The sequence below is a fragment of the Streptomyces sp. NRRL F-5650 genome, assembly GCF_000721365.1.
Lineage (GTDB): Bacteria > Actinomycetota > Actinomycetes > Streptomycetales > Streptomycetaceae > Streptomyces > Streptomyces ardesiacus.
The window spans coordinates 590,850-606,902 of record NZ_JOGV01000001.1 but is presented as its reverse complement, the minus strand read 5'-3'; the positions used below and the strand labels follow the sequence as shown (position 1 = coordinate 606,902).

General features: G+C 73.1%; 11 protein-coding genes and 2 pseudogenes. 10 read left to right on the top strand and 3 right to left on the bottom strand.

Going from position 1 to position 16,053, the window contains the following annotated elements; all coding sequences use genetic code 11:
* From IG88_RS44080 to IG88_RS0102805, 4 genes and pseudogenes are all read left to right on the top strand, one after another.
* Positions 1-1,334: pseudogene (locus tag IG88_RS44080) on the top strand (alpha-amylase family glycosyl hydrolase); the annotation flags it as partial.
* A 28-nt stretch (positions 1,335-1,362) separates the two neighbouring features.
* The gene (locus IG88_RS0102815; protein WP_031034549.1) at positions 1,363-2,724 is read left to right on the top strand and encodes a maltokinase N-terminal cap-like domain-containing protein; all 1,362 of its coding nucleotides are present in this window, start codon (positions 1,363-1,365) and stop codon (positions 2,722-2,724) included.
* A gap of 3 nt (positions 2,725-2,727) precedes the next feature.
* Positions 2,728-4,953 (top strand): 1,4-alpha-glucan branching enzyme, encoded by a 2,226-nt coding sequence (glgB, locus tag IG88_RS0102810; RefSeq protein WP_031034547.1) that lies wholly within the window; start codon positions 2,728-2,730, stop codon positions 4,951-4,953.
* Positions 4,954-5,025: 72 nt separating this feature from the next.
* Positions 5,026-6,117: a glutamate--cysteine ligase gene (locus IG88_RS0102805; RefSeq protein WP_031034544.1), complete on the top strand. Its 1,092-nt coding sequence runs from the start codon at positions 5,026-5,028 to the stop codon at positions 6,115-6,117.
* Positions 6,118-6,157: 40 nt separating this feature from the next.
* On the opposite strand, the gene IG88_RS0102800 is transcribed toward IG88_RS0102805, so the two are convergent.
* Complete coding sequence (locus IG88_RS0102800) at positions 6,158-6,394, bottom strand: DUF6480 family protein (protein ID WP_030403920.1); 237 nt, start codon at positions 6,392-6,394, stop codon at positions 6,158-6,160.
* 95 nt (positions 6,395-6,489) lie between these two features.
* Between IG88_RS0102800 and IG88_RS44075 the strand changes: the two are divergent.
* From IG88_RS44075 to IG88_RS0102785, 3 genes and pseudogenes are all read left to right on the top strand, one after another.
* Positions 6,490-6,984 (top strand): annotated as a pseudogene (locus IG88_RS44075) (AMP-binding protein); the annotation flags it as partial.
* The gene (locus IG88_RS43695) at positions 6,870-7,244 is read left to right on the top strand and encodes a hypothetical protein (protein WP_420712063.1); all 375 of its coding nucleotides are present in this window, start codon (positions 6,870-6,872) and stop codon (positions 7,242-7,244) included. The pseudogene IG88_RS44075 and the gene IG88_RS43695, both read left to right, overlap by 115 nt.
* 84 nt (positions 7,245-7,328) lie before the next feature.
* Complete coding sequence (locus IG88_RS0102785) at positions 7,329-7,763, top strand: ATP-binding protein (RefSeq protein WP_031034539.1); 435 nt, start codon at positions 7,329-7,331, stop codon at positions 7,761-7,763.
* Positions 7,764-7,772: 9 nt separating this feature from the next.
* Here IG88_RS0102785 and IG88_RS0102780 read toward each other — a convergent pair whose 3' ends face one another.
* Together IG88_RS0102780 and IG88_RS0102775 are read right to left on the bottom strand one after the other, a co-directional pair.
* Entirely contained in the window at positions 7,773-8,246 is a 474-nt protein-coding gene (locus IG88_RS0102780) for an ATP-binding protein (protein ID WP_031034537.1), read from the bottom strand.
* A 39-nt stretch (positions 8,247-8,285) separates the two neighbouring features.
* Entirely contained in the window at positions 8,286-8,657 is a 372-nt protein-coding gene (locus IG88_RS0102775; protein ID WP_031034535.1) for a PRC-barrel domain-containing protein, read from the bottom strand.
* Between the two features lie 317 nt (positions 8,658-8,974).
* Between IG88_RS0102775 and IG88_RS0102770 the strand changes: the two genes are divergently transcribed.
* The 3 genes from IG88_RS0102770 (at position 8,975) to IG88_RS0102760 (ending at position 15,943) form a co-directional block, all read left to right on the top strand.
* Positions 8,975-12,970, top strand: coding sequence for a HAMP domain-containing protein (locus IG88_RS0102770; RefSeq protein ID WP_107452016.1), 3,996 nt, complete (start codon positions 8,975-8,977; stop codon positions 12,968-12,970).
* Positions 12,967-15,432, top strand: a complete 2,466-nt coding sequence (locus IG88_RS0102765) for a SpoIIE family protein phosphatase (RefSeq protein ID WP_031034531.1) — start codon at positions 12,967-12,969, stop codon at positions 15,430-15,432. Before IG88_RS0102770 ends, IG88_RS0102765 begins: the two co-directional genes overlap by 4 nt.
* 118 nt (positions 15,433-15,550) lie before the next feature.
* Complete coding sequence (locus IG88_RS0102760) at positions 15,551-15,943, top strand: STAS domain-containing protein (protein WP_031034528.1); 393 nt, start codon at positions 15,551-15,553, stop codon at positions 15,941-15,943.
* Positions 15,944-16,053 lie beyond the last annotated feature (110 nt).

Below are 16,053 nucleotides of genomic sequence, written 5' to 3'. Positions count from 1 at the left end.
GGCGCACCAGCGCGGCATGCGCGTGATCATCGACTTCGTCATGAACCACACCAGCGACCAGCACCCGTGGTTCCAGGAGTCCCGCAAGAACCCCGACGGCCCCTACGGCGACTACTACGTCTGGGCCGACGACGACACCCGGTACGCCGACGCCCGGATCATCTTCGTCGACACCGAGGCGTCGAACTGGACCTACGACCCGGTCCGGGGCCAGTACTACTGGCACCGGTTCTTCTCCCACCAGCCGGACCTCAACTACGAGAACCCGGCCGTGCAGGAGGAGATGCTGGCCGCCCTGAAGTTCTGGCTGGACCTGGGCGTGGACGGCTACCGTCTCGACGCCGTGCCCTACCTGTACGCCGAGGAGGGCACCAACTGCGAGAACCTGCCCGCCTCGCACGCGTTCCTCAAGCGGGTGCGCCGGGAGATCGACGCCCAGTACCCGGACACGGTGCTGCTGGCGGAGGCCAACCAGTGGCCCGAGGACGTCGTCGACTACTTCGGCGACTACGCCACCGGCGGCGACGAGTGCCACATGGCCTTCCACTTTCCCGTCATGCCCCGCATCTTCATGGCCGTGCGCCGCGAGTCCCGCTACCCGGTCTCGGAAATCCTCGCCAAGACCCCGGCCATCCCCTCCGGCTGCCAGTGGGGCATCTTCCTGCGCAACCACGACGAGCTGACCCTCGAAATGGTCACCGACGAAGAGCGCGACTACATGTACGCGGAGTACGCCAAGGACCCGCGCATGCGCGCCAACATCGGCATCCGCCGCAGGCTCGCCACCCTGCTGGACCGGCGACGAGATCGGCATGGGCGACAACATCTGGCTCGGCGACCGCGACGCCGTGCGCACCCCCATGCAGTGGACCCCGGACCGCAACGCGGGCTTCTCCACCTGTGACCCGGGGCGCCTCTACCTGCCCACGATCATGGACCCGGTCTACGGCTACCAGGTGACCAACGTCGAGGCGTCCATGGCCTCGCCCTCGTCCCTGCTGCACTGGACCCGGCGCATGATCGAGATCCGCAAGCAGAACCCCGCCTTCGGACTCGGCACCTACACCGAGCTGCCCTCGTCCAACCCGGCCGTGCTCGCCTTCCTGCGCGAGTACGAGGACGACCTGGTGCTGTGCGTGAACAACTTCGCCCGGTTCGCCCAGCCCACCGAGCTGGACCTGCGCGAGTTCGCCGGACGCCATCCCGTCGAGCTGTTCGGCGGGGTCCGTTTCCCCGCCATCGGTGAACTGCCGTACCTGCTGACCCTCGGGGGCCACGGCTTCTACTGGTTCCGGCTCACCCGAGTCGCATCCCGCATCGGCCGCCGCGCTTGAGCGTGGGCCGAGGAAAGGACGCGTCACCATGCCGAAGACCGCACCCCTGCGCCCCAGCCGCGGGCAGCTCGCCGAGCCGATGGCGTCGCTCGGCGAGTTGCTGCGCCAGTGGCTGCCGCGCCAGCGCTGGTTCGCCGGCAAGGACCGGCCCGTGGCCGAGCTGGGTCTGCTGTCCATGACCGAGCTGTTCCCCGGCTGTCTCCACCTCCTGGTGCACACCGGGCAGGGCCCCGTGCCCTCCCCCGGCGGCACTCCCCCGGCCGGTGACTGCTACCAACTGCTGCTCGGCGTGCGCGAGCAGCCGTCGCCGCGCCTGGGACGGGCGGTCATCGGGCAGGTGCAGGACGGTCCGCTGGCCGGGCGGACGGTCTACGACGCGCTGCACGACCCGCGGACCGCCCAGCTCCTGCTGGAACGGCTGCGGCACCCGGGCAAGGCCGGCCCGCTGCGCTTCGAGGCCGACCCGGCGCGTCCGGTGCCGGGCGGTCTCGCACCGCGGCTGCTGGACGCCGAGCAGTCCAACTCCTCACTGATCTACGGCGACGAGTTCATCCTGAAGCTGTTCCGGCGGGTCCAGCCCGGCGTCAACCCCGACCTGGAGGTGCCGGACGCGCTGGCCCGGCAGGGCTGCGGCCGGGTCCCGGCGCCGGTGGCGTGGATGCGCACGACCCATCCGTACGGGGCGACGCTCGGTGTGCTCCAGCCGTTCCTGCACGGTGCCTCGGACGGCTGGACCCTGTCCCTGAACGCGCTGGCCGCCGGCGACGAGTTCACCGTGCAGGCGCACGAACTGGGGCGGGCGATGGGCGACGTGCACCTCGCGCTCGCCTCCGCCTTCCCGGTCGGCGCCCCCGGCGAGAACGGGCGTACGGCGGCGGACATGACCGAGCGGCTCACCGCCGCCGCGCACTGCGTACCGGCGCTGCAGCCCTTCGTCCCCGGTCTGCGGGCGGCCTTCGCGGCGCTGTCCACCTGCGACTCGGGGCCGCCCGCCCAGCGCATCCACGGCGACCTGCACCTCGGCCAGGTGCTGCGGGCCGGCCGGGACTGGTTCGTCATCGACTTCGAGGGCGAACCCTCGCGCCCGCTGGCCGAACGGCGCAGCGCGCACTCCCCCGTCCGCGACATCGCGGGGATGCTGCGTTCCTTCGACTACGCCGCCCGGCAGCGCCGCCCGTGGCGCCCCGAGTGGGCGCGCCGCTGCCGGGAGGCATTCTGCGCGGGCTACGCCGCGCGCGCCGGCTGGGACCCCCGCAAGAAGCACGGCCTGCTGCGCGCCTACGAGACGGACCGTGCCGTGTACGAGGTGCTGTACGAGGCCCGGCACCGCCCCGACTGGCTTCCCGTACCCATGGCGGCGATCGAACGACTCGCCGTGAGAGGAGACTGACCCGTGGCCCTCCGCGACACCTCGATCCCCGAGCCCTCCGCCCCGGCCCCGCACCCGTCCGGTGCGTGCGCGGCCGCACCGCCCCTGGACCCCGCCGACCGCGGGCGCCTGCTGGCGGGCGCCCACCACGATCCGCACGCCCTGCTCGGCGCCCACCCGGTGCCCGGCGGCGTCGCCTTCCGGGCGCTGCGCCCCTTCGCCCGCGAGGTGGGCGTGGTCGTCGACGGCGAGCGCCACGCCCTCGTGTCGGAGGGGGACGGGCTGTTCTCCGCCGTCCTGCCGCTGGCCGCGATTCCCGCGTACACCCTCGTGGTGGCGTACGAGGAGGGCGAGCCGCAGGAGACGCACGACCCGTACCGCTTCCTGCCCGCCCTCGGCGAGCTGGACCTGCACCTGATCGGCGAGGGCCGGCACGAGCAGCTCTGGCGGGCGCTGGGCGCGGAGCCGATGACGCACGAGGGCGTGACCGGCACCCGGTTCACGGTGTGGGCGCCCAACGCGCAGGGCGTGCGGGTCGCCGCCGACTTCACGCACTGGGACGGCACCGCGTTCCCGATGCGTTCGCTGGGCTCGTCCGGGGTGTGGGAGCTGTTCCTGCCGGGGGTCGGCGAGGGCACCCGGTACAAGTTCGAGATCCACTCCCGCTACGGGCACCGTTTCCTCAAGGCCGACCCGATGGCCCGCGCGGCCGAGGAGCCGCCGGACACCGCGTCCGTGGTGACCGCCTCGCACTACGAGTGGAGCGACGCGGAATGGATGCGGACCCGGTCCGCCACACCCGTGCACGAGGCGCCGTTCTCGGTGTACGAGGTGCACCTGCCGTCCTGGCGGCCGGGGCTGACCTACCGCGAGCTGGCCGAGGAGCTGCCCGCGTACGTGAAGGACCTGGGCTTCACCCACGTCGAGCTGATGCCGGTCGCCGAGCACCCCTACGGGCCGTCCTGGGGCTACCAGGTCACCGGCTTCTACGCCCCGACCGCCCGCCTCGGTTCCCCGGACGACTTCCGGTACCTGGTCGACGCGCTGCACCGGGCCGGGATCGGCGTGATCATGGACTGGGTGCCGGCGCACTTCCCGAAGGACGACTGGGCGCTGGCCCGCTTCGACGGGGACCCGCTGTACGAGCCCGGGGACTCCCGGCGCGCGGAGCACCCGGACTGGGGCACGTACACCTTCGACTTCGCGCGGACCGAGGTGCGCAACTTCCTCGTGGCGAACGCCGTGTACTGGTGCGAGGAGTTCCACATCGACGGCCTGCGCGTGGACGCGGTCGCCTCGATGCTCTACCTGGACTACTCGCGCGACTCCGGGCAGTGGGAGCCCAACCAGTACGGCGGCCGGGAGGACCTGGCGGCGATGGCGTTCCTCCAGGAGATGAACGCGACCGTCTACCGGCGCTGCCCCGGCGTGGTGACCATCGCCGAGGAGTCGACGGCGTGGGGCGGGGTGACCCGGCCCACCGACACCGGCGGGCTCGGCTTCGGCCTGAAGTGGAACATGGGCTGGATGCACGACTCGCTGGAGTACGTCGCCCACGAGCCGGTGCACCGCAAGTACCACCACCACGAGATGACCTTCTCGATGGTGTACGCGTACAGCGAGAACTACGTGCTGCCGATCTCGCACGACGAGGTGGTGCACGGCAAGCAGGCGCTGGTGTCGAAGATGCCGGGCGACTGGTGGCAGCGGCGGGCGAACGTGCGCGCCTACCTGGGCTTCATGTGGGCCCACCCGGGCAAGCAACTGCTGTTCATGGGGCAGGAGTTCGCGCAGGGCGCCGAGTGGTCGGAGAAGCACGGACCGGAGTGGTGGCTGCTGGAGGAGGGGTACCACTCGGCGGGCGACCACCGCGGGGTGCGGGACCTGGTCCGCGCACTCAACACCCGCTACGCGCGCACCCCCGCCCTGTGGCAGCGCGACACCGACCCGGCCGGTTTCCGGTGGGTGTCGGTGGACGCGGCCGAGGACAACGTCTTCGCGTTCCTGCGGTACGCCGCGGACGGCGCCCCGCTGCTGGCGGTGTCGAACTTCTCCCCCGTCGTCCGGCACGACTACGGGCTCGCGGTCGGTGACGGGGCCGCCGCCTGGCAGGAGGTGCTCAACACCGACGCGGAGGAGTACGGCGGCAGCGGCGTGACCAACCCGGACCCGGTCGAGCCGGAGGACGGGAGCATCCGCGTCACGCTGCCCCCGCTGGCGACGGTCTGGCTGGTGCCGTCCGCTCTGTGAGGCGACCAGGTGTCCGACCGGCCGCCCGGGGCAGTCGGTCGGTGGCACCGGCCCACAGAAAGGCGGCATCACGTGCGCACCGTCGGAGTGGAGGAGGAACTCCTCCTGGTCGATCCCGCGACCGGCGAGCCGCGGGCGCTGTCCGCCCCCGTGCTCGCCCGGGCCTCGCTGGACGACACCGGGCAGGACGTCTTCGAGAAGGAACTGCACGAGCAGATGCTCGAGTTCGCCACGCATCCGCAGGCGGACATGGAGCGGCTGCACGCGGAGATCGTCCGCTGTCGTGAGAAGGCCGGGCGGCACGCCGCGGGCACCGGATGCGCCGTCGCCGCGCTCGCCACGTCGCCCCTGCCGGTGGCGCCCTCCATCGCCGTGAACCGGCGCTACGAGTGGATGGCCGAGCAGTACGGCGTCGTGGTCCACGAGCAGTTGGTCCTCGGCTGCCACGTGCACGTCTCGGTCGACTCCGACGAGGAGGGCGTCGCGGTGATCGACCGGGTGCGGCCCTGGCTGCCGGTGCTGGCCGCGCTCAGCGCGAACTCGCCGTTCTGGCAGGGGCGGGACTCCTCGTACAGCAGTTACCGCAGCCGGGTCTGGCAGCGCTGGCCGTCGGCCGGTCCCACGGAGCTGTTCGGCTCGGCGGAGCGCTACCACCGCCGGGTCGCGGACATGCTCGCCACCGGGACGATCCTCGACGACGGGATGGTCTACTTCGACGTCCGGCTCTCCCCGCGCTATCCGACGGTCGAGTTCCGGGTCGCGGACGTGTGCCTGGACGCCTCGACGGCCGTCGTGCTGGCCGCGCTCGCCCGCGCGCTGGTGGACACGGCCGCCCGGGAGTGGCGCCGGGGCGCGGAGCCGGCCGCCCACAGCGTGAGCCTGCTCCGCCTCGCGGCCTGGCGGGCCGCCCGGTCCGGGCTGACGAGTGAGCTGCTCCACCCCGCGACGATGCGGCGGCTGCCGGCCGAGAGGGTCGTACGGGCCCTGCTGGAGCACACCGGGGAGGCCCTCGCGGCGTCGGGCGACCTCGACCGGGTGCGGGAGGGGACCGACGACCTGCTGCGGCACGGCAACGGTGCCCAGGTGCAGCGCGCGCTGCTGGAGCGCACCGGCAGCCTGCGGGAGGTCGTCGCCGCGTGCGTGCGCCGCACCCAGGCGGCCTGAGACACCCACCGGGAGCGTCGGGCAACGTGCTCCTCGGTGCTCAGTAGATCAGGGCCAGGGCGTAGCCCAGGAGGCCCGCCGCGAAGATCAGCACGACCGCGAGGATCAGGGCCATCGGGCCCTTGGCCCAGCCCTTGGCCGGATTGATGGGCAGGTCCTGGGGACCGGCCTCGGGCATGCTGCTCTCCGCCGGCGGGGTCTCCCCGGGCGGCACGCCGCCGCCGGGCTCCAGGCCGGTGCTGACTCGGGGATCGGGGTCGGGGTTCACGTAGGTCATGTCCCCCGGGTCCCCCGATCGGGCCGGATCACCGGGCGGGAACACTTCCGCGGTCCCGGCCCCCCACCGCTCGCGGCTGGGCCAGGAGGCGCCGTTTGGATCAGGCCGGGCTCGCGGACAGCCTCTTCGAGACGGCCGCCCGCACGCCGGACCTGCCGATGCTCACCCGCCGCCGGGCTCCCCGGCTCGGCGGTGTGGGACGAGGTGACGGCGGCCGGGTTCCGCGACGAGGTGGGCGGCCTGGCGAAGGGGTTGATCGCCGGCGGCCTCGCGCCGGGCGACCGGGGGGGGTGATCCCGGCCCGCACCCGGTACCAGTGGGCGATCTTCAGCCACGCCCTGTGGGCGGTGGGCGCCGAGGTGGTGCCGGTCCACCCGGCGTCCTCGCGCGACCAGGTCGTGTGGATCCCGCGGGGCGCGGGCTGCGTGGGCGTGCCGGCCGAGGACGAGCGGGGCGTGATGACCGTCGGCTCGGTGTGCGCGTGGCTGCCCGCGCCGTGCCACGTCGGGCAACTGGCCGCGGGCACGCCGTACACGCTGGTGGAGCGCGGCGCGTTCCTGCCGTCCGCCGCGGCAAGAGCGTGGCCCCGGCCGCCCTGGAGGAGCGGCTGCGGAGGCACCCGCTCGTCCACCAGGCCGTGGTGGAGGGTCACAGCCGGCCCTGCGTCGGCGCGCCGATCACGCCGGAGCCGGAGTTCCCGGCACCCTCGCGGGCCGCCCCGGCCCTGCCGGGCGACGCCTCCCGGCCGCCGCCCCGGGAGCCCGGCGGCTGGGAGGACACGGACAACGTCTTCCCGCGCCGACCCGCGCCTCCGTCCCCGCCCCTGGCCCGGCGACCGCGGCGCGACTAGGTTCGCCCGGCACGGGAACTTACAACGCAGGGAATGCGAAGGAGAAGGAACGACGCCCGGCCGGTGCCGGGCCGGGAAGGCGCAATGGCAGCCGAGTCGCGTTGGGACAGGACACTGGCTTCCGAGGAGATCACGAACCGCACCGCCAGCTTCACCGGGGAGCTGCACAACGTGACCGGTGCGCGGCTGGTCGCGGAGGAGTTCCTCCACGACCTGGCCCGGGCGGCGCCGCCCGCGGCGCCCGAGTACTGGGACGACATCCTCCTCGTCGTCACGGAGCTGGCGGCCAACGCCGTGCAGTACGCTCCGGGGCCGTTCCAACTGCGGTTGCGCCGTACCTTCGACGGCGTGCACGTGGTGATGCACGACACCAGCACGACGGAGCCCGCGCCGCGGCCCTTCCATCCGAGCAAGGGGGGCGGCGGCATCGGCTGGCACCTCATCCACACGCTGTCCGACCAGGTGAGCGTGGTCACCGGGGAGCAGGGCAAGGACATCCACGTCTTCCTGCCCTGGTGACCGCGCCGGTCACGGGGTGTCCGCGGCCCGCAGGGGCACCAGGGCGCTGATCGTCTTGCCGCCCTCGGGGCGCGGTTCCACCGTGACGTCCCGGGCGAGGCGGGCGACGAGCGGCCAGCCGTAGCCGCCGCCGGGGTGGGTGGTGGGGAACGCGGACGTGGCCCGGGGCACCACCGTGTTGTTGTCGTGGACGGCGATCCGCAGTCCCTCGCGCGTCGGCCGGGCCTCGAAGCCGGCCAGTCCGCCGCCGTGCCGGATCGCGTTGGTGACCAGTTCCGAGACCACGAGCAGCAGGTCGACGACGTCCTCCTCGCGCACCCCGCGGCCCAGACCGTCCCGCCACGTCCGCGCCACCGACTCCGCGTACGCCCGTGCCGCCGCCGCACCGGCCCCGGCACCCGGCGCCGGCGGGGCGGCGGGCACGGCGTCGGAGGGTGCCGCGACGGCTGTGACGGGCGTGGTGGTCCGGTCGGCTGGGCGCATGTCGGTGGTTTCCCCGTTGTCCGCGTGCTGGTGGTCCGGTCAGGTCGCGGGGCTCTCCCGCGGCGGCAGCCGGTGGTAGTAGTCGCCGACGGACGCCAGGTAGTCGCGGTCCATCGTCTCGCTGTCGGTCCGGAACCTGGGCGCGGCCTTGACCTCGGCCCTGGTGCAGTTCAACGTGACCGTGCGGGCCTCGGCGTCGATGCCGCGGATCAGTCCCACCGGCACCAGGACGCTGCGGCCGAACACCCAGACGCCGGTGTCCACGACGAGGTGGCGCATGCCGAAGTGTTCGGCCTGCCGGTCCACGTGCCCGATGGTGCCGTCGTCGGCGACGACGGTGCAGCCCGTCAGGTCCGCCACCGCCTCGTAACCGCTGTCCGCCGTGTACGACCAGATGCTCTCCATCGGCACGCTGTCCTTCCCTCCCGTTTCGGTGACGACCGTGGGAGCCGGGCGGCGCGACGGGCCGGACCGGCTCCACAGCAGCGGATACCCGGCCGCGCCCGCCGCAATCGGTCCCGGCGCGACCCGTCCGGGGGTACGCGTCCGGCCGGGTGACGCATCGCTTTGTCCCCGCCCGGAGGCTGGGTTAGCCTCTGACGTATTTTCTGCTGGGGGCACTCCGTGAACTGCGCGGACGCAGGCACGGGAGCCGGACCGCCCGAGCGGTCCGGAGGGGGTGGCGAGTCCTCGCACGAGGACTCCCGGGGAGCGGAACGAGGATGCGCATGACCAGCGACAGCACGGGATCCGTCGACACGGTTCCCGGCGACCAGGAGTTGCGCCGTCTCCTGGCGGGCCTGACGGCCGTGCGGGACGGCGACTTCGGCACCCGTCTGCCGGACGACGCGGACGGTCTGATGGGGGACATCGCCAAGGTCTTCAACGGCATGGTGGACCAGTTGTCCGTGTTCACCTCCGAGGTCACCCGGGTCTCCCGCGAGGTCGGCACCGAGGGTGCCCTCGGCGGTCAGGCGAAGGTGCCGGGGGTCTCCGGCACCTGGGCCGACCTGACGGACTCGGTCAACGCCATGGCGGGCAATCTCACCACCCAGGTCCGGGACATCGCCCAGGTGGCCACGGCGGTCGCCCGGGGGGACCTGTCCCAGAAGATCGACGTGGACGCCCGCGGCGAGATCCTGGAACTGAAGAACACCATCAACACCATGGTCGACCAGCTCTCCGCCTTCGCCGACGAGGTCACCCGGGTGGCCCGCGAGGTCGGCACCGACGGACGGCTCGGCGGCCAGGCCGACGTCCAGGGCGTCAGGGGCACGTGGCGCGACCTGACCGACTCGGTGAACTTCATGGCGGGCAACCTGACCAACCAGGTCCGCAACGTCGCCCAGGTGGCCACCGCGGTGGCCAAGGGCGACCTGTCCCAGAAGATCACCGTGGACGCCCGCGGCGAGATCCTCGAGCTGAAGAACACCATCAACACCATGGTCGACCAGCTCTCCGCCTTCGCCGACGAGGTCACCCGGGTCGCCCGCGAGGTCGGCACGGCGGGCAACCTGGGCGGCCAGGCCCGGGTGCGCGGGGTGTCGGGCACCTGGAAGGACCTCACCGACAACGTCAACGTGATGGCGTCCAACCTGACCGGCCAGGTCCGCTCCATCGCCCAGGTGGCCACCGCGGTGGCCCGGGGCGACCTGTCGCAGCGGATCACGGTGGACGCCGAGGGCGAGGTCGCGGCGCTGGCCGACGTGATCAACACGATGGTGGACACGCTCTCCGCCTTCGCCGACGAGGTCACCCGCGTCGCCCGCGAGGTCGGCACCGACGGACGGCTCGGCGGCCAGGCGCACGTGCCGAACGTCGCGGGGACCTGGAAGGACCTCACCGACAACGTCAACTCGATGGCCAACAACCTCACCAACCAGGTGCGCAACATCGCGCTGGTGACGACCGCGGTGGCCCGGGGCGACCTGTCGAAGAAGATCGACGTCGACGCGCGCGGCGAGATCCTCGAACTCAAGACGACGATCAACACGATGGTCGACCAGCTCTCCGCCTTCGCCGACGAGGTCACCCGGGTCGCCCGCGAGGTCGGCACCGAGGGACGGCTCGGCGGCCAGGCCGAGGTGGAGGGCGTCTCCGGAACCTGGAAGCGGCTCACGGAGAACGTCAACGAGCTGGCCGGCAACCTGACCCGCCAGGTCCGCGCGATCGCCGAGGTCACCTCCGCCGTCGCCGAGGGCGACCTGACGCGCTCGGTCAACGTGGAGGCGTCCGGCGAGGTCGCCGAGCTCAAGGACAACATCAACGCCATGGTGGAGTCCCTGCGCGAGACCACGCGGGCCAACCAGGAGCAGGACTGGCTCAAGACCAACCTCGCCCGCATCTCCGGCCTCATGCAGGGGCACCGGGACCTGCCCGTGGTCGCCGAGCTGATCATGGACGAGCTGGTGCCGCTGGTCTCGGCCCAGTACGGCGCCTTCTACCTGGCCGAGGACGGCGAGGACGGCCCCGAGCTGCGGCTCGTCGGCTCCTACGGCTACCCGCAGGACACGGCCAGACCCACCCGTATCGCCTTCGGCCGGACCCTGGTCGGTCAGGCCGCGCGCAGCCGGCGCACCATCGTGGTGGACGAACTGCCGCCGGGCTACCTGACCGTCTCCTCGGGGCTCGGCGAGGTGGTGCCGACCGCGCTGGTGCTGCTGCCCATCGTGGTCGAGGGGCAGGTCCTCGGGGTGATCGAGCTGGCCTCGGTCGCCCCGTTCAGCCAGATCAACCGGGACTTCCTGGACATGCTGATGGAGACCATCGGCGTGAACGTCAACACGATCGTGGCCAACGCCCGTACCGACGAGCTCCTCGCCGAGTCGCAGCGTCTGACCGCCGAGCTCCAGGCCCGTTCCGCGGAGCTGCAGACCCAGCAGGAGGAGCTGCAGCACTCCAACGCCGAGCTGGAGGACAAGGCGTCCCTGCTCGCGGCGCAGAACCGGGACATCGAGGCGAAGAACCTGCAGATCGAGCAGGCCCGGCAGGAACTGGAGGCACGCGCCCAGCAGTTGTCGCTGGCCTCCAAGTACAAGTCGGAGTTCCTGGCCAACATGAGCCACGAGCTGCGCACCCCGCTCAACAGCCTTCTCATCCTGGCCCAGTTGCTCGCCCAGAACCCCTCGCGCAACCTCACCCCGAAGCAGGTCGAGTACGCGGGGATCATCCACTCGGCGGGCTCGGACCTGCTGCAGTTGATCAACGACATCCTGGACCTGTCGAAGGTCGAGGCGGGGAAGATGGACGTCTCTCCCGAGCGCGTGACGCTGCGCCAGCTCATCGAGTACGTCGAGGCCACCTTCCGTCCCATGACGGGCCAGAAGGGCCTGGATTTCACGGTCACGACGGCTCCGGGGGCCCCGGCCGACCTGCTGACCGACGACTCCCGGCTGCGGCAGGTGCTGCGCAACCTGCTGTCCAACGCCGTGAAGTTCACCGAGCGGGGCGGCGTGGAGCTGTCCGTCGAGCCCGCTCCGGACGGCGAGGTGCCCGGCGGCGTGGTGCGGGGCGGGCCCGTCGTGGCCTTCCGGGTCAAGGACACGGGCATCGGCATCCCCGAGCAGAACCTGGAGTCGATCTTCGGCGCCTTCCAGCAGGCGGACGGCACGACCAGCCGCAAGTACGGCGGCACCGGGCTCGGCCTGTCCATCACCCGGGAGATCGCCCAGTTGCTCGGCGGCGCCGTCACGGTGGACAGCGTCCCGGACCGGGGCAGCACCTTCACGCTGTACCTGCCCGTGGCCCGGCCCGACTTCGAGGACCTGCTGGCACGCGGCCCCGAACACCTGGCGGCCGGCCACTCCGCCGACGTGCTCGACCGCCCGCTGCCGGTGGCCGAGCTGACCGGCGGCCACCGGCAGCGGCCGCGGCGCCTGCTCGTCGTCGAGGAGCGCCCGCGGGGACTGCTCACCCTCGTCGCGGAGAGCGTCGTCGCCGACCTGACGCACGGGCAGGACGACGCGGACGACCGGCCCCCGCTCGACGTGATCACGGCCGTGGGGGCCGAGGAGGCCGCGGGCGCGCTCGCGGCCGAGCCCTGCCACTGCGTCGTACTGGAGCTGGGCATGCCGGACGGCGAGGCGTCCCGCTTCCTGGACGCGCTGCGCGGTGACTCGGCGCTGGCCGGCGTGCCGGTGCTCGTGCACAGCGGGCACCGCGTGGACGCCGCCGTGGCGGAGGACCTGCGCTCGGGCGCGGCCGGCCGCTCCCTGGAGTTCCTGGCCGGCCTCGACGAGCTGCGCGAGCGCATCGCCCTGCACCTGGCCGCCGAGGAGCCCGGGGACGTGCTGTCGCTGGTCCGGCCCGAGGAGACGCCGCGCCCGGCCCTGCGCACCGGTGAGGACCCGCCCGCCGGGCGCACCGTCCTCGTCGTCGACGACGACGCGCGCAACCTCTTCGCGCTCAGCGGGATCCTGGAGCTGCACGGGTTCCGGGTCCTGCACGCGGAGGACGGACGCCGGGGCATCGAGACGCTCGTGGACCACCCGGAGGTGGCGCTGGTCCTGATGGACGTGATGATGCCGGAGATGGACGGCTACACGGCGACCGCCGAGATCCGCCGGATGCCGCGCTACGCCGAGCTGCCCATCATCGCGGTCACGGCCAAGGCGATGCCCGGCGACCGGGAGAAGAGCCTCGCCTCGGGGGCCAGCGACTACATCACCAAACCCGTGGACACCCAGGACCTCATCGCCTGCGTCCGGCGGTGGCTGCCCGCATGAGCACGCCCGAGCAGCACGGCGACCCCGGCGGCCTCCGGCGGTCCGGGTCCGGGGACGGGGACGGCCCGGCCCCGCTCTCCCCCGTGGGCAGGCTGGCGGCCACGGTCGACCGGCTCAGCCGGGAGGTGCGCGCCGCCCAGGCGGAGGCCGAGGGCCGGGCGCTGATCGAGCTGGCCAAGGGCGTCCTGGTCGCGCGGCTCGGCTGCGGTCCGGCCGAGGCCGCCCGGCAACTGGCCGAGCTGGCCGAGCAGTCCCGGGTGACGCCGCTGGAGTTCGCGGTCGACGTCATCAACCAGGCCGCCCGCGACCGCATGTCGGAGGTGACCGGCGCGTTCCTCGCGGCCACCGCGGCCGTACGGGCCACGGCCCCCGGAGAGGACGCGGACGGCGCACGGGGTGCGGACGCCCCGGAGGCCGGGGAGTCGGCGGCCGAGTCGGCGGCCGTACGGCTGCGGGCCGCCGAGAGCGGCGCGCTGGCGGCGGACGACACCCAGGCCGTCGCCGACGCGCTGCTGGAGCAGGCGCTGCGTCCGCTGGGCGCGGTCGCGGTGGCCATCTGGGCAGCCGGGTACGACGGGTCGCTGACCCTGGTGGGCAGCGCCGGGTTCCCGCCGGCCGAGGCGGCCCGCTGGCGCTACGTGCCGCCGGACGTGGCGACGGTGGCCCGGTGCGGTCTGACCGAGCGCTCGGGGCAGTGGTTCGCCTCCCTCGCCGAAACGGGGCTGCCCAGCGTGGGACGGCACCAGTACCCGGACGGCGGCCGGGTCGCGGTGCCCGCGGGCACCGGGGGACGCATCCACGGCGTGCTGGAGATCGCCTGGCCGGCGCCGCTGGCCCCGCAGCCGCCGCAGGTCGTCCGCCAGGTGGAGGCCCTGGCGGAGCTGTGCGCGCACACGCTGGAGTCGTACGCGCCGCCGCGCGGCCCCGGGCAGGAGCCGCGGGTCATCCCGGACGCGGTGGAGCTGATGGACCTGGCCGACGGGCTGCACGACCCCGCCCTGGTACTGGTGCCGCACCTGGACGCGGACGGGCACCTGGCGGACTTCCGCATCCAGCACGTGAACAACCGGTTCATGGACCCCGCCGGGCGGCCGCGTGCCGTCGTGGGCGGCGCGCTGCTGCTGGAGGCCTATCCGATGGCCGCCGGGGACAGCGAGCTGTTCCGCAGCGTGGAGCGGGTGTACGCCACGGGAGAACCGTTCCGGGCCCGGCACCTGAACCTGACCGCGCTGGTGGACCAGGTGCCGCTGTCGGCGGTCGCGGACATCAGCGTCAGCCGGCACGGCAACGCCGTGCTGCTCATCTGGCGCATCGAGGACGAGACGGCACGCCTGGCCAGCCTCCTCCAGCACGCCCAGCGGCTCGGCCGCATCGGCGGTTTCGAGGAGAATCTGCTCACCGGCGAGATCACCTGGAACGCCCAGCTCTTCGACCTGTACGGTCGCCCGCACACCAGCACCCCGGTGCCGCTGGAGGAACTGGCCGCGCACGCCCACCCGGACGACGCGGTCACCATCGGGCGGTTCCTGCGCACGCTGCTGCACCACCGGCGGCCGGCGTCGGCGGCGTTCCGGCTGCGCCGGCCCGACGGGGTGACCCGGCACGTGCGGGTGGTGGCCGAGCCGGTCCTGGACACCGACGACCGGCTGCTGCTGGTGCGGGGCGCCTGTCAGGACATCTCGGCCCAGCACTGGACGGAGGTGGCGCTCGCCGCGACGCGCGACCAGCTCGCGCACACCGAGCAGCAGGCCAGGGAGCGCGCCCGGCTGACCCTGCAACTGCAGCACGCCATCATGCCGCCGGCCCAGACCCCCTTGCAGGTGCCGGACCTACAGGTGGCCGTCCGGTACCGGCCCGCGGAGACGGAGCAGCTCGTGGGCGGCGACTGGTACGACGCGGTGATGCTGCCGAGCGGGCTGGTGCTGCTGTGCGTGGGGGACGTCGCCGGGCACGGGATAGAGGCGGCGACCAGCATGGTGGTGCTGCGCAACGCGCTGCGCGGGCTGGCGGTGACCGGGGCCGGTCCGGGGCAGTTGCTGTCCTGGCTGAACATCGTGGCGCACCATCTGACGGGCGGGGTCACCGCGACGGCGGTGTGCGGCCTGTACGACCCGGTGCGGCGCACGCTGCGCTGGGCCAGGGCCGGCCACCTGCCGCCGGTGCTGGTGCGCGGTCCGGGCGCGGAGCCGCTGCCGCTGGTCAGGGGCATGCTGCTGGGGGCGGCGGCGGAGGCGGCGTACGAGGAGGTCGAGGCGGAGCTGGCGTCCGGGGACACGCTGCTGATGTACACCGACGGCCTGATCGAACGCCGCGACCGCCCGGTGGAGGAGGCCCTGACCCAGTTGCTGAGCACGGTGCGCCCGACGCCGAGCACCCTGGACCAGCACCTGGACCGGCTGCTGACCTACAGCAGGTCGGACACGGACGACGACACGTGTCTGGTGGGCATACGGGTCGGCTGAGACACCCCGCGCGAGCCGGATGCCCGAGGGCAGGTGTGGAGGGCGGATTCGGGGGTAACCGCCGGGCGCGGCGGGCCACCCGACGGTCCGCCGCGCCGCCGCATCGTTGGAGGTACACGTGCCCATAGCCCAGAACCCGCTGTCCGTCGAGGTGACGCTGCCCCGCCAGGACGTCGCCCTGCTCAAGGTGGAGGGCTACCTGGACGTCGACACCGCGACCGAGTTCCAGCACCACCTGGCCAACCAACTGCACCACGGCAGGCGCCACTTCCTGCTGGACCTGTCCCAGGTGCCGTTCATGGACTCGTCCGGCATGAACATCATCCTGCGCGTCTACCAGGAGGCCCGCGACCTGCCGGGCAGCGTGCACATCATCTCGCCGGCCCCGGCGGTGCTGCGCGTCCTGGACCTGACGGGGGTGAGCATCACCGTGCCGGTCTCCCAGAGCGTCGACGAGGCACTGGCCCGGGTCGACGCGCACCCGGAGGGCCCGCGGGTGCCCGACGCCTGAGCGTCCCGCCCCGCGTCTCCTCCGGACCGGTCGTGCGGAAGCGGGTGCCGTGCCAGGTCGGCGGGTGGTTACAGTTGTCGCCCGGCAGAGTCACGTCGTCGGTACGTCGT

Bases quoted from the DNA above. Each gene is read 5' to 3' on its own strand.
- IG88_RS0102770 (WP_107452016.1), top strand. From the start codon at position 8,975: ATGACCAGCGACAGCACGGGATCCGTCGACACGGTTCCCGGCGACCAG.
- IG88_RS0102765 (WP_031034531.1), top strand. From the start codon at position 12,967: ATGAGCACGCCCGAGCAGCACGGCGACCCCGGCGGCCTCCGGCGGTCC.
- IG88_RS0102785 (WP_031034539.1), top strand. From the start codon at position 7,329: ATGGCAGCCGAGTCGCGTTGGGACAGGACACTGGCTTCCGAGGAGATC.
- IG88_RS0102780 (WP_031034537.1), bottom strand. From the start codon at position 8,246: ATGCGCCCAGCCGACCGGACCACCACGCCCGTCACAGCCGTCGCGGCA.
- IG88_RS0102815 (WP_031034549.1), top strand. From the start codon at position 1,363: ATGCCGAAGACCGCACCCCTGCGCCCCAGCCGCGGGCAGCTCGCCGAG.
- IG88_RS0102800 (WP_030403920.1), bottom strand. From the start codon at position 6,394: ATGACCTACGTGAACCCCGACCCCGATCCCCGAGTCAGCACCGGCCTG.